The sequence below is a fragment of the Pseudomonas sp. JV245A genome (genome assembly GCF_032424515.1).
GTDB lineage: Bacteria > Pseudomonadota > Gammaproteobacteria > Pseudomonadales > Pseudomonadaceae > Aquipseudomonas > Aquipseudomonas protegens.
This window is the reverse complement of the sequence record NZ_VYKE01000032.1, coordinates 15,185-28,563: the sequence shown is the minus strand read 5'-3', so window position 1 is coordinate 28,563 and position 13,379 is coordinate 15,185. Positions and strand designations below refer to the sequence as shown.

The following is a 13,379-nucleotide window of genomic DNA, read 5'->3' as shown; positions in this document are numbered from 1 at the left end:
GATAACGCGAAAAGACAGGCCGCGAGCGCGACCTGCCGGTGGATAAATGACCGTTCAGGCCAGGTCGCGAGGCCACAAGCGTGGAAACAGCTCATGCTCCAGAGCGGCGCCGGCGGCCAACTGTTCGACCAGGCCGGGGAATTCCGGTGAGGTTCGCCATGGTCTCGGGGCATGGCGCATGTCTTCTCCGAGAAAACGCAGGGAAAACGCCCGCCGCCGTCTATTTCCGCCTACACCGCCGGCCCCATGCAGGGTCAGCATGTGGAAAAACACTGCGTCGCCGGGCTGCAGTTCCCAGCCCAGAATGTTCCATGCTGAACGATCGGCCTCGATGTCCGGAAGATCAGCCAGGCTGCCCTCGGGGAACCACCTGGCCTGGTTGTCGAGAAAGGTTCGCGGCATCAGCCAGGGCCCCAGGTGTGAGCCGGCAATGAACTCCAGGGTCGATTCCCGGGCCACCGGGTCCACCGGCATCCACATGCTGCAGTTCTGACGGCCTTCGACGTTGTAGTACGGCTGGTCCTGGTGCCAGGGCGTGCGTTGCCGGGTATTGGGTTCCTTGACCAGCAGGTGGTCGTGATACAGGCGAGCCTGATCGCTGCCCATCAGTTGCGCAGCCACATGGCCAACCCGGCTCTGGAAGATGAACTGCCGATAGGCCGGGTTCTCTTGCCAGTTGCAGAAGTCCTCGAAGAACCAGCCAGGGTCGTCCGGACGGCTGGCGACCTTGGCCCGTTCGCTGGGAAACGCCAGGTTGTGCTCGATCCCCCGCTCCAGCAGGCCGACTTCATCGCTGCTGAACAGTTGGCGAATGCACACAGCGCCATCGCGCTGAAAGGCTTCAATGGTTGTAGGCGGCAACTCGAACGATCCCATGGGTTATCCCTTTTCCTGAGTTCCGATACCGGGCTCGGCGGCGGCCGAGCCGGTGGTATCCGGCTTGATCCATATCCAATAGGCCAGCGACAGCAGCGCCAACCAGCCCAGCCCCACATACAGAGCCAGGCGCGTATCGGCAAATGCGCCCAGCACACCGAAGATGAACAACATGAAAACCACGGCACAGGCCTGACCCGCAGTGCCCAGGGGCACCGGGAACTTCAGTTCGTGGATTTCCCTGGCACTCATGCCACGACGCATGGCCATTTGTGACAGCAGGATCATCAGCCAGACCCAGACCACGGAAAAGGTCACCAGCGAGGCAAAGATCAGGAACAGTTCCTGCGGGATCCAGTAGTTGAGCAGCACCCCCAGCAGCAATGCCACCGACATGACCAACACCGTCATCCAGGGCACGCCGAACCGGGAGGTCCTGGCGAACACTGCCGGCGCCTGCCCGATCGCCGCCATGCCATACATCATTCGCCCGGCACTGAAGATATCGCTGTTGATGGCCGAGACCACGGCGGAAATCACTACGATATTCAGCACCGTGGCCGCCGAACTGATCCCCAGGCTGCTGAAGATCTGCACGAACGGGCTGCCATGGCTACCGATGCTCGACCAGGGCGCCAGGGTCAACAGAATCAGCAAGGTCAGTACGTAGAAGATCAGGATCCGCAGCGGTACCGAGTTGATGGCCTTGGGGATCATGCGCTGCGGGTCCTTGGCCTCGCCGGCGGTGATGCCGATGACTTCGATTCCACCAAAGGCGAACATGACGATGGTGAAGGAGGCGATCATGCCCTCCACGCCGTTAGGGAAAAAGCCGCCGTATTCCCAGAGATTGGCCAGCCCTCCCCGGCTTTGTTCCTCCCCAAGCTGGATGCCGAAGAACAGCAGGGTAAAGCCGCCGACGATCATGGCCACAATGGCGCCAACCTTGAGCAGCGACAGCCAGAACTCCAGCTCGCCGAACACCTTTACGCTGCACAGGTTCAAGGCGCCAATGCCCAGGACAATGCTCAGCACCCAGATCCAGCGGGGAGTATCGGGAAACCACAGGCCCATGTAGACGCCGAATGCGGTGACGTCAGCCAGGCACACCATGAGCATGGAAAAGGCGTAGCTCCAACCGGTGAGAAACCCCGCAAAACGTCCCAGATAACTGCTGGCGTAATGTCCGAAAGAGCCTGAAACAGGGGTCCTGACTGCCATCTCTCCCAGGGCGCGCATGGTCAGGTAGATGGCTGCGCCGCCAATCAGATAGGCCAGCAGGACCGAAGGCCCCGCCCGTTGAATGGCGGCCGCCGAACCGTAGAACAAGCCTGTGCCGATGGCAGAGCCCAGGGCGATGAAGCGGATGTGCCGGGTGCTCAGGCCACGCTGTAGAACAGTGCCCGCGTCAGCCATTTCAGCTCCTTGAATGCAGGTTCATGAAGACCAGCCGGCTTCCAACCGTCGGCCCAGGCGACGCATGCCGGGGAATTTCCCGAGATGTATAAACCTGTACAAGAAATGGATGCAAATAGGGAACCAAGTCGGCGCTTATGCGAACTTCTGCGATATGACGGCTATTGGCTGATTAACCGGGGGATAAAGCAGTTATTTTCAGTCGGGCGCTGTTACTCAATGTCGCAGCGGGCTTGGATGGGGGATAAAGGTAACGCCCGCAGACGGTATCCCGGAGGGAGTTGTCCACAGGCGCTTGCTCGGAAGGATGATTACTTGCCGATGCAGAAGCTGGAGAAGATCCGCCCCAGCAGGTCATCGGAACTGAAGGCCCCGGTGATTTCCCCCAGCGATTGCTGAGCCTGGCGCAAGTCCTCGGCCAGCAGTTCGCCGGCACCTGCCAGGGTCAACTGTGCCCGGCCATGTTCCAGGGCGGCACTGGCGTAGCGCAATGCCTCCAAGTGCCGGCGGCGCGCACTGAAGCTGCTTTCGGACGTCTGTTCATAGCCCATGCAGGCTTTCAGGTGGTCACGCAGTAGTTCCAGCCCGCTACCCGCGGCCATGGCACTGAGGCTGATGGTGACATGGCCATCGTCACAGGTTTCCAGGGCAATGGGTTCACCGGTCAGATCGGCCTTGTTGCGAATCAGCGTGACCTTGGCCGGGTCTGGTCGCTGTTCGAGAAACTCCGGCCACAGGGCGAAGGGGTCCGCTGCTTCCGCCGCGGTGGCGTCCGCCACCAGCAACACCCGGTCGGCCTCGCTGATGGCCTTTAGGGCCCGTTCGACACCGATCTTTTCCACCTGGTCCTCGGTGTCCCGCAGCCCTGCGGTGTCCACCACGTGCAACGGCATGCCGTCGATGTGGATATGTTCGCGCAGGATGTCCCGGGTGGTGCCGGCGATATCAGTGACGATGGCAGCCTCGCGCCCGGCCAGGGCGTTGAGCAGGCTGGATTTGCCGGCATTTGGGCGCCCGGCGATTACCACGGTCATGCCATCGCGCAGCAAGGCGCCCTGCCCGGCTTCACGCAGTACTGTGGATAACTCGTCACGCACTGCATCGAGCATGCTCAACACATGGCCATCGGCAAGGAAGTCGATTTCTTCCTCGGGAAAATCGATCGCCGCTTCGACATAGATCCGCAGGGCGATCAGTTGCTCGGTCAAGTTATGCACACGTTGGGAGAACGCCCCTTGCAGCGAACGCAGGGCATTGCGCGCAGCCTGTGCCGAACTGGCCTCGATCAGGTCGGCAATGGCTTCGGCCTGGGCCAGGTCCAGTTTGTCGTTGAGGAACGCACGCTCGCTGAATTCCCCCGGCCGAGCCAGGCGGCAGCCCAGTTCCAGGCAGCGCTGCAGCAGCATGTCGAGAACAATCGGGCCGCCGTGGCCCTGCAGTTCCAGCACGTCTTCGCCGGTGAAGGAGTTCGGCCCGGGGAAATACAGGGCAATGCCCTCATCCAGGACTTCTTCTTGCTCACTGAGAAACGGCCCGTAATGGGCAAACCGCGGCTTCAGCTCACGACCGCTGATGGCTTTGGCTGCCGCGCCCGCCAGGGGCCCGGAAATCCGTACGATACCCACGCCGCCGCGGCCCTGGGCGGTAGCAATGGCAGCGATGGTTTCACGAGGGACATTCATAACCCGACATCCAGACAAAAGTGACAGATAGCAAAACGCCCCACTAGGGGGCGTCTTGTGTGGTTATCCACAGCGTAGGTCAGGCAGCTGCTTTCTTGGTAGCCGCTTCGATCTTACGAGTGATGTACCACTGTTGAGCGATCGACAGGCAGTTGTTCACTACCCAGTACAGCACCAGACCCGCCGGGAACCACAGGAAGAAGAAGGTGAAGATGATCGGCATCATTTTCATCACCTTGGCCTGCATCGGATCCGGAGGCGTCGGGTTCAGCTGCTGCTGGATGAACATGGTGGCGCCCATGATGATCGGCAGGATGAAGAACGGATCCTTGATCGACAGGTCGGTAATCCACAGCATGAACGGTGCCTGGCGCATTTCCACGCTTTCCAGGAGTACCCAGTACAGGGACAGGAAGACCGGCATCTGCACCAGGATCGGCAAGCAGCCGCCCAGCGGATTGATCTTCTCTTTCTTGTACAGCTCCATCATCGCCTGGGACATTTTCTGACGATCGTCGCCGAATTTTTCCTTCAGCGCGGCCAGTTTCGGAGCCACTGCACGCATGCGTGCCATGGACTTGTAGCTGGCAGCCGACAGTGGGAAGAAGATCCCCTTGATCAGCATGGTCAGGAAGATGATCGACCAGCCCCAGTTACCCACCAGGCTGTGGATATGTTGCAGCAGCCAGAAGATCGGCTGGGCAATGAACCACAGGAAACCGTAGTCCACGGTCAGTTCCAGGCCTGGGGACAACTCTTTCAGCACGGCCTGGCTTTTCGGGCCGGCGTACAGAATGGCGCTGGTTTCAGCCTTGGCACCCGGAGCAACGGTCATTGAAGGGCCGGTGTAGCCGATGATGTAGTTGCCTTTGCTGTCTTTACGCGCCAGAACCTGGTTGTTCTCGCCTTTTGGCGGAATCCAGGCGGTTACGAAGTAGTGCTGCAGCCAGGCAACCCAACCACCCTGAACATTTTCAGTGATGGGTGCCTTGGATTTGTCCTCGTTCACCTTGTCCATGTCTTTCATGGACACTTTTTTGTACGGCTCGGAACTTGTCCACAGGGCGGCGCCCAGGTAAGTCGCGGTGCCGGTGGCGGTGCTGGAGGATGGATCGGAACTGGCGTCGCGCTTGAGCTGGGCGAACATCGCACCGGTCCAGGGCTGCGCGCTTTCGTTGTCGATCAGGTAGGAAACGGTGATGTCATACAAGCCACGCTTCAGGGTGAAGCGCTTGATGTAGTTGACGCCGTCCTTGCTGAACTTCAGGTCGACCACCAATTGGTCCTGACCGTCAGCCAGTTGATAACTTTTCTTCTCGGCCGAGTAGATCGGGCGACCGGCCGGGCTTGCGTCCGGGCCGTTGCTGCCAATCAGGCCACTTTGTGCCAGGTAAGTCCGTTCGTTGCCGTTATCGAACAGCTGGAACGGGATTTCCGGGTGGTCCTGACGACGTGGATACAGTGGCAAACGCAGTTGCGCGATATCCCCACCTTGTGGATCGACAGCCAGGTCGAGCACATCCGTTTTGATCTGAATGAGATCTTTGCTTGCCGCTACAGGCGCTTCAGCGGGTGCGGTGGTGTCGCTTGCCGCGCGCGGAATGTCGTCGTTGGCAGCGGAAGTGCCTGTTGGCGCATCCGGCAAGCCCGGGGCGGTCGTGCTGGAAGCAACATTCTGAGTCGGCAGGGCAGCTTGGCCATAATCCTGGTTCCATTTAAGAACCATGACATAGGACACGATTGCCAGGGCGACGATCAGGATCGTGCGTTTGATATCCATGATTACTCGGCCATCGAAGAAGAACGGGAGGTAGGGATAGGTGGAACCGGGTCATAACCACCGGGATTCCACGGATGACAGCGACCTAAACGACGAAAGGTCAGCCAGCCACCGCGCAGAAGGCCATGATTTTCGATGGCTTCCAACGCGTAGCAGGAACAACTGGGGTAGAAACGACAGTGATTGGCCATCAGAGGACTAATGGCATAGCGGTAAAACTGGATCGGAACGAGTGCCAGTTTACGCATCGGGACTGTCTACCCCTACAGTTTCGGAGTTGGCTGCTGGTACCGGCTTGTTGCGTGCCAGGCGTTTCCAGAGTTTGCCGAAATGCTGAATCAATTCGGGGTTTTCTACATCGCCCAAACCTTTGCGCGCGACGATAACGATATCCCATCCGACCAGTGAGTCCTGGTGGAGACGAAACGATTCGCGCATCAGACGCTTGAGGCGATTGCGCTCAACGGAGAGTTTTACGCTCTTTTTCCCGATCACGAGCCCCAGACGGGGATGATCAAGATCGTTGTTGCGCGCAAGGAGCAGGAGATTTTTCCCCGGAACCTTGCCGGTAGGGGAGTCAAAGACCGCCTTGAAGTGCCGGGGAGTAAGCAGACGCTTTTCCCGACTGAAGTCCTGACTCACCTCCAGTGCCGGATTATCAAACTGCCAGACGCGCACGACCTTTGGCGCGACGACGCGACAGGACGGCACGACCGTTCTTGGTAGCCATGCGAGCACGGAAACCGTGGGTACGAGCGCGTTTGATAGTGCTTGGTTGGAAAGTACGTTTCATGTCGTGTTACCTGGTTCGTCCACAACGGGCCGGAATGGCCCCCGTTTTAAGAGATCGGCGATTCTAGAGAAAGCAAGCCTCTAGGTCAATTTCCAACCAGCTTTTCCTTTATCTATGTATGTCCGGGTACGGGGTTGTGAGCCAGGGTCGGCTAGATATAAAAATAAAGAAGGAAAGTATTTAAAGCTTTTCTGTAAAGCTTATAAAGATTAGGGACGTCCTCATCTGTGGATAACTGACTCAAGCCCTTCTAGTCCGCACTGTACAGAGAATGACAACACGGTTGAGAAACGGTGTCCTGCCTGTGCTGCGCCATCGGAAAACCTGTGTGTGGAACGGTAGGTTATCCACAGGCGAGTTACCCACAGAGTTTCGCCCCGAGTTGTGCAATGGCCTCAAGTGGGGTTATCCACAGAGCTTATGCACATACCGCTGGTCGTGTTTATTCGGGGTAAGGCGTTGATTCTTAGTGTCCTGAGGACACGCTACATGTGGATAAGTGGGCGGCTGATCGCTACAATGGCCGCTTGTTTTTGCCTCACCGGCTTTCAACTTAGGGGATATCCGTGTCAGTGGAACTTTGGCAGCAGTGCGTGGAGCTTCTGCGTGATGAGCTGCCTGCCCAGCAATTCAACACTTGGATCCGTCCGCTACAGGTCGAAGCCGAAGGCGACGAGTTGCGTGTATACGCACCGAATCGTTTTGTTCTCGATTGGGTCAATGAAAAGTACCTGGGGCGCGTGCTCGAGCTGCTGGATGAACACGGCAACGGCATGGCACCGGTCCTTTCCTTATTAATAGGCAGCAAACGCAGTTCGGCGCCTCGCGCCGCACCTAACGCGCCACTGGCCGCTGCCGCTTCGCAAGCCCTGCAAGCAGCTGCAGCCAATGCTGCCCCGGCGGCTACTCCCGCGCCCGCTCCGGCACCCACTTCTGCCCCGGCCAAGAAAGCCGCCGCACAGAAGGCTGCCGAAGTCAGCGAAGAACCCTCTCGTGACAGCTTCGACCCGATGGCGGGCGCCAGCTCGCAGCAGGCACCGGTACGCGCCGAACAGCGTACCGTCCAGGTAGAAGGCGCGCTCAAGCACACCAGCTACCTGAACCGCACTTTCACCTTTGAGAATTTCGTCGAGGGTAAATCCAACCAGCTGGCCCGCGCAGCGGCCTGGCAGGTGGCGGACAACCCCAAGCATGGCTACAACCCGCTGTTCCTTTATGGCGGCGTCGGCCTGGGTAAGACCCACTTGATGCACGCTGTGGGTAACCACCTATTAAAGAAGAACCCGAATGCCAAGGTCGTGTACCTGCATTCCGAGCGCTTCGTGGCGGACATGGTCAAGGCGTTGCAGCTCAACGCCATCAACGAATTCAAGCGTTTCTACCGTTCGGTCGATGCGCTGCTGATCGATGACATTCAATTCTTCGCCCGCAAGGAGCGTTCCCAGGAAGAGTTTTTCCACACCTTCAACGCCCTCCTCGAAGGCGGCCAGCAGGTGATTCTCACCAGTGACCGCTACCCGAAGGAGATCGAAGGCCTGGAAGAGCGTCTCAAGTCGCGCTTCGGCTGGGGCCTGACGGTGGCCGTCGAACCGCCTGAGCTGGAAACCCGGGTGGCGATCCTGATGAAGAAGGCCGACCAGGCCAAGGTCGAGCTGCCTCATGATGCAGCGTTCTTCATTGCCCAGCGCATTCGCTCCAACGTCCGTGAACTGGAAGGTGCCCTGAAACGGGTCATCGCCCACTCGCACTTCATGGGCCGCGATATCACCATCGAGCTGATTCGCGAATCCTTGAAGGACCTGCTGGCGCTGCAGGACAAGCTGGTGTCTGTGGATAACATCCAGCGCACCGTCGCCGAGTACTACAAGATCAAGATTTCCGATCTGCTGTCCAAGCGGCGTTCCCGTTCGGTGGCCCGCCCGCGTCAGGTGGCCATGGCCCTGTCCAAGGAACTGACCAACCACAGCCTGCCGGAAATCGGCGATGTGTTCGGCGGTCGCGACCACACCACGGTTCTGCACGCCTGCCGCAAGATCAATGAACTTAAGGAATCCGACGCGGACATCCGCGAGGACTACAAGAACCTGCTGCGTACTCTGACCACTTGATGACTCCAACGCAGCTTATTAAGGCAAGGGACTAGACCATGCATTTCACCATTCAACGCGAAGCCCTGTTGAAACCCCTGCAACTGGTCGCCGGCGTCGTCGAACGCCGCCAGACCTTGCCGGTGCTTTCCAACGTGCTGCTGGTTGTCGAAGGCCAGCAACTGTCGCTGACCGGTACCGACCTGGAAGTCGAGCTGGTCGGTCGTGTGCAACTTGAAGAGCCAGCCGAGCCGGGGGAAATCACCGTTCCCGCGCGCAAGCTGATGGACATCTGCAAGAGCCTGCCCAACGATGCCCTGATCGACATCAAGGTCGACGAGCAGAAGCTGGTGGTGAAGGCCGGGCGTAGCCGCTTCACCCTGTCGACCCTGCCGGCCAACGACTTCCCGACTGTGGAAGAAGGCCCGGGCTCGTTGACCTGCCAGCTGGAGCAGAGCCGACTGCGCCGCCTGATCGAACGCACCAGCTTCGCCATGGCCCAGCAGGATGTGCGCTACTACCTCAATGGCATGCTGCTGGAAGTGTCCGCCGGGATCATCCGCGCCGTGGCCACCGACGGTCACCGTCTGGCCATGTGCTCGATGCAGGCGGACATCGGCCAGCCGGATCGCCACCAGGTGATCGTGCCGCGCAAAGGCATCCTGGAACTGGCGCGCCTGCTCACCGAGCCCGATGGCAACGTCAGCATTGTCCTGGGCCAGCACCACATTCGTGCCACCACCGGCGAATTCACCTTCACCTCCAAGCTGGTGGACGGCAAGTTCCCGGACTACGAGCGCGTGCTGCCAAAAGGCGGTGACAAGCTGGTACTGGGTGATCGCCAGGCGCTGCGCGAAGCCTTCAGCCGTACCGCGATCCTGTCCAACGAGAAGTACCGCGGCATCCGTCTGCAACTGGCCAATGGTCAGCTGAAGATCCAGGCCAACAACCCGGAGCAGGAAGAAGCGGAAGAAGAAGTGGGCGTGGAATACAACGGCGGTTCCCTGGAAATCGGCTTCAACGTCAGCTACCTGCTGGACGTTCTGGGCGTGATGACCACCGAACAGGTTCGCCTGATCCTGTCCGATTCCAACAGCAGTGCGCTGGTGCAGGAATCCGACAACGACGACTCGGCTTACGTTGTCATGCCGATGCGCCTGTAATCATGCTCAGCAGAAGCTAGATGTCCCTCAGTCGCGTCTCGGTCACCGCGGTGCGCAATCTGCACCCGGTGACCTTCTCCCCCTCCCCCCGCATCAACCTTCTCTATGGCGCCAACGGCAGTGGCAAGACCAGTGTGCTGGAAGCCATCCACCTGCTGGGGCTTGCCCGCTCGTTCCGCAGTGCCCGCCTGTTGCCGGTGATCCAGTACGAGCAGCTGGCTTGCACGGTGTTCGGCCAGGTGGAGTTGGCCCAGGGCGGCCATAGCAGCCTGGGGATATCCCGTGATCGCCAGGGGGAATTCCAGATCCGCATCGACGGTCAGAATGCCCGCAGCGCGGCGCAGTTGGCCGAGATCCTGCCGCTGCAGTTGATCAACCCGGACAGCTTCCGCCTGCTGGAGGGCGCACCGAAGATCCGTCGGCAGTTCCTGGATTGGGGAGTGTTCCATGTGGAACCACGCTTCATGTCCACCTGGCAGCGCTTGCAGAAGGCCCTGCGGCAGCGGAACTCATGGCTGCGGCATGGTACACTTGACGCCGCTTCGCAAGCGGCCTGGGACCGGGAACTGTGTCAGGCCAGCGCTGAAATCGATGAATACCGCCGCGCTTATATCAAAGCCTTGAAACCAGTCTTTGAGCGGACCTTGGGCGAACTGTTGCAGCTCGAGGGCCTGACGCTTAGCTATTACCGTGGTTGGGACAAGGACCGGGAGCTCAGTGAAGTGCTCGCGACCGCCCTCCACCGTGACCAGCAAATGGGTCATACCCAGGCCGGCCCACAACGTGCTGATTTGCGTCTGCGCTTAGGTGGACACAACGCCGCGGACATCTTGTCCCGTGGCCAGCAGAAGTTGGTGGTCTGTGCCTTGCGCATTGCCCAGGGGCACCTGGTGAGCCAGGCTCGCCGCGGTCAGTGTATTTATCTGGTGGATGACTTGCCGTCCGAGCTGGACGAGCAGCATCGCCGCGCACTTTGTCGCTTGTTGGAAGACTTACGCTGCCAGGTGTTTATCACCTGTGTAGACCACGAATTATTGAGGGAAGGCTGGCAGACGGAAACGCCAGTCGCTTTGTTCCACGTGGAACAAGGCCGTATCACCCAGACCCACGACCATCGGGAGTGAAGGCATGAGCGAAGAAAATACGTACGACTCGACCAGCATCAAGGTGCTGAAAGGTTTGGATGCCGTACGCAAACGTCCCGGTATGTACATTGGCGACACCGATGACGGCAGCGGTCTGCACCACATGGTGTTCGAGGTGGTCGATAACTCCATCGACGAAGCGCTGGCCGGCCATTGCGACGACATCAGCATCATCATCCACCCGGATGAATCCATCACCGTGCGCGACAATGGTCGCGGCATCCCGGTAGATGTGCATAAAGAAGAAGGCGTTTCGGCGGCAGAGGTCATCATGACCGTGCTCCACGCCGGCGGTAAGTTCGACGACAACTCCTACAAGGTCTCCGGCGGTCTGCACGGCGTAGGTGTATCGGTAGTGAACGCCCTGTCCGAGGAGCTGATCCTCACCGTGCGCCGTAGCGGCAAGATCTGGGAACAGACCTATGTCCACGGTGTTCCGCAAGAGCGGATGAAAATCGTTGGTGACAGCGAAACCACCGGTACCCAGATCCACTTCAAGCCTTCGGCTGAAACCTTCAAGAACATCCACTTCAGCTGGGACGTCCTGGCCAAGCGGATCCGTGAACTGTCCTTCCTCAACTCCGGTGTCGGCATCGTCCTCAAGGACGAGCGCAGCGGCAAGGAAGAGCTGTTCAAGTACGAAGGCGGCCTGCGGGCATTCGTTGAATACCTGAACACCAACAAGACTGCGGTCAACCAGGTGTTCCACTTCAACATCCAGCGTGAAGACGGCATCGGCGTGGAAATCGCCTTGCAGTGGAACGACAGCTTCAACGAGAACCTGTTGTGCTTCACCAACAACATTCCTCAGCGCGACGGCGGTACCCACCTGGTGGGCTTCCGTTCGGCCCTGACCCGTAACCTGAACAACTACATCGAGCAGGAAGGCCTGGCCAAGAAACACAAGGTCGCCACCACTGGTGACGACGCTCGTGAAGGCCTGACCGCGATCATCTCGGTGAAGGTGCCGGATCCGAAGTTCAGCTCCCAGACCAAGGACAAGCTGGTTTCTTCCGAAGTGAAGACCGCGGTCGAACAGGAAATGGGCAAGTACTTCTCCGACTTCCTGCTGGAAAACCCCAACGAAGCCAAGTTGGTGGTGGGCAAGATGATCGACGCTGCCCGCGCTCGTGAAGCGGCGCGGAAAGCCCGTGAAATGACTCGCCGCAAAGGCGCGCTGGATATCGCCGGCCTGCCGGGTAAACTGGCGGACTGCCAGGAAAAGGATCCGGCCCTGTCCGAACTCTACCTGGTGGAAGGTGACTCTGCTGGCGGTTCCGCCAAGCAGGGCCGCAATCGCAAGACCCAGGCGATCCTGCCGCTCAAGGGCAAGATCCTCAACGTCGAGAAGGCACGCTTCGACAAGATGATCTCCTCGCAAGAGGTGGGCACCCTGATCACCGCGCTGGGCTGCGGCATCGGCCGCGAAGAGTACAACATCGACAAGCTGCGTTATCACAACATCATCATCATGACCGATGCTGACGTCGACGGTTCGCACATCCGTACCCTGCTGCTGACCTTCTTCTTCCGTCAGTTGCCGGAGCTGATCGAGCGCGGCTACATCTACATCGCCCAGCCGCCGCTGTACAAGGTCAAGAAAGGCAAGCAAGAGCAATACATCAAAGACGACGACGCCATGGAAGACTACATGACCCAGTCGGCTCTGGAAGATGCCAGCCTGCACTTGAACGAAGAAGCCCCGGGGATCTCCGGCGAGGCGCTGGAGCGCCTGGTCAACGACTTCCGCATGGTGATGAAGACCCTCAAGCGCCTGTCGCGCCTGTACCCGCAGGAGCTGACCGAGCACTTCATCTACCTGCCGGCCGTGACCATGGAGCAACTGTCCGACCACGCCGCCATGCAGGATTGGCTGGCCAAGTACGACGCCCGCCTGCGCACTTCCGAGAAGTCCGGCCTGGTCTACAAGGCCAGCCTGCGCGAAGACCGTGAACGCAATGTGTGGCTGCCAGAGGTCGAGCTGATCTCCCACGGCCTGTCCAACTACGTCACCTTCAACCGCGACTTCTTCGGCAGCAACGACTACAAAACCGTCGTCTCCCTCGGCGCTCAACTGAGCACCCTGCTGGACGAAGGCGCGTATGTTCAGCGCGGCGAACGCAAGAAAGCCGTCACCGAGTTCAAGGAAGCCCTGGACTGGCTGATGGCGGAAAGCACCAAGCGCCACACCATCCAGCGATACAAAGGTCTGGGCGAGATGAACCCTGACCAGCTGTGGGAAACCACCATGGACCCAAGCATGCGCCGCATGCTCAAGGTGACCATTGAAGACGCCATCGGGGCCGACCAGATCTTCAACACCCTGATGGGTGATGCGGTCGAGCCTCGTCGCGACTTCATCGAAAGCAACGCCCTGGCGGTGTCCAACCTGGACTTCTGATCCAGCGACACAGCTGAAAATAAAAAGGCCGACGCT

The 13,379-nt window shown here is 59.5% G+C and carries 11 protein-coding genes; 4 read left to right on the top strand and 7 right to left on the bottom strand.

What is annotated here, in order from left to right; all coding sequences use genetic code 11:
- Positions 1-54: 54 nt before the first annotated feature.
- The 7 genes from F6S12_RS12090 to rpmH form a co-directional block, all read right to left on the bottom strand.
- On the bottom strand, positions 55-876 hold the full coding sequence (locus tag F6S12_RS12090; RefSeq protein WP_015637576.1) for a phytanoyl-CoA dioxygenase family protein: 822 nt from the start codon (positions 874-876) through the stop codon (positions 55-57).
- A 3-nt stretch (positions 877-879) separates the two neighbouring features.
- A complete protein-coding gene (locus tag F6S12_RS12085) occupies positions 880-2,292 on the bottom strand; it encodes an amino acid permease (protein ID WP_065364981.1) in 1,413 nt (470 codons plus the stop codon).
- 311 nt (positions 2,293-2,603) lie between these two features.
- Entirely contained in the window at positions 2,604-3,974 is a 1,371-nt protein-coding gene (gene mnmE / locus F6S12_RS12080; protein ID WP_315868934.1) for a tRNA uridine-5-carboxymethylaminomethyl(34) synthesis GTPase MnmE, read from the bottom strand.
- A gap of 79 nt (positions 3,975-4,053) precedes the next feature.
- Positions 4,054-5,754, bottom strand: a complete 1,701-nt coding sequence (gene yidC / locus F6S12_RS12075) for a membrane protein insertase YidC (RefSeq protein WP_011064394.1) — start codon at positions 5,752-5,754, stop codon at positions 4,054-4,056.
- Between the two features lie 2 nt (positions 5,755-5,756).
- A complete protein-coding gene (gene yidD, locus F6S12_RS12070) occupies positions 5,757-6,002 on the bottom strand; it encodes a membrane protein insertion efficiency factor YidD (protein WP_003213574.1) in 246 nt (81 codons plus the stop codon).
- Complete coding sequence (gene rnpA, locus F6S12_RS12065; protein WP_026020269.1) at positions 5,995-6,396, bottom strand: ribonuclease P protein component; 402 nt, start codon at positions 6,394-6,396, stop codon at positions 5,995-5,997. The genes yidD and rnpA overlap by 8 nt, the downstream gene beginning before the upstream one ends.
- Before the next feature lie 16 nt (positions 6,397-6,412).
- Positions 6,413-6,547 (bottom strand): 50S ribosomal protein L34, encoded by a 135-nt coding sequence (rpmH, locus tag F6S12_RS12060; RefSeq protein ID WP_003213577.1) that lies wholly within the window; start codon positions 6,545-6,547, stop codon positions 6,413-6,415.
- A 566-nt stretch (positions 6,548-7,113) separates the two neighbouring features.
- On the opposite strand from rpmH, the gene dnaA reads away from it, so the two are divergent.
- From dnaA to gyrB, 4 genes are read left to right on the top strand one after another with little or no spacing between them, the layout of a single operon-like run.
- Complete coding sequence (gene dnaA, locus F6S12_RS12055; protein ID WP_315868933.1) at positions 7,114-8,655, top strand: chromosomal replication initiator protein DnaA; 1,542 nt, start codon at positions 7,114-7,116, stop codon at positions 8,653-8,655.
- Positions 8,656-8,693: 38 nt separating this feature from the next.
- On the top strand, positions 8,694-9,797 hold the full coding sequence (gene dnaN / locus F6S12_RS12050; RefSeq protein WP_011058392.1) for a DNA polymerase III subunit beta: 1,104 nt from the start codon (positions 8,694-8,696) through the stop codon (positions 9,795-9,797).
- Between the two features lie 20 nt (positions 9,798-9,817).
- On the top strand, positions 9,818-10,921 hold the full coding sequence (gene recF, locus F6S12_RS12045; protein WP_011058393.1) for a DNA replication/repair protein RecF: 1,104 nt from the start codon (positions 9,818-9,820) through the stop codon (positions 10,919-10,921).
- 4 nt (positions 10,922-10,925) lie between these two features.
- Positions 10,926-13,343 (top strand): DNA topoisomerase (ATP-hydrolyzing) subunit B, encoded by a 2,418-nt coding sequence (gene gyrB / locus F6S12_RS12040; RefSeq protein WP_011058394.1) that lies wholly within the window; start codon positions 10,926-10,928, stop codon positions 13,341-13,343.
- Positions 13,344-13,379 lie beyond the last annotated feature (36 nt).

Bases quoted from the DNA above. Each gene is read 5' to 3' on its own strand.
- gyrB (WP_011058394.1), top strand. From the start codon at position 10,926: ATGAGCGAAGAAAATACGTACGACTCGACCAGCATCAAGGTGCTGAAA.
- yidC (WP_011064394.1), bottom strand. From the start codon at position 5,754: ATGGATATCAAACGCACGATCCTGATCGTCGCCCTGGCAATCGTGTCC.
- yidD (WP_003213574.1), bottom strand. From the start codon at position 6,002: ATGCGTAAACTGGCACTCGTTCCGATCCAGTTTTACCGCTATGCCATT.
- dnaN (WP_011058392.1), top strand. From the start codon at position 8,694: ATGCATTTCACCATTCAACGCGAAGCCCTGTTGAAACCCCTGCAACTG.
- mnmE (WP_315868934.1), bottom strand. From the start codon at position 3,974: ATGAATGTCCCTCGTGAAACCATCGCTGCCATTGCTACCGCCCAGGGC.
- recF (WP_011058393.1), top strand. From the start codon at position 9,818: ATGTCCCTCAGTCGCGTCTCGGTCACCGCGGTGCGCAATCTGCACCCG.
- F6S12_RS12090 (WP_015637576.1), bottom strand. From the start codon at position 876: ATGGGATCGTTCGAGTTGCCGCCTACAACCATTGAAGCCTTTCAGCGC.
- F6S12_RS12085 (WP_065364981.1), bottom strand. From the start codon at position 2,292: ATGGCTGACGCGGGCACTGTTCTACAGCGTGGCCTGAGCACCCGGCAC.
- rpmH (WP_003213577.1), bottom strand. From the start codon at position 6,547: ATGAAACGTACTTTCCAACCAAGCACTATCAAACGCGCTCGTACCCAC.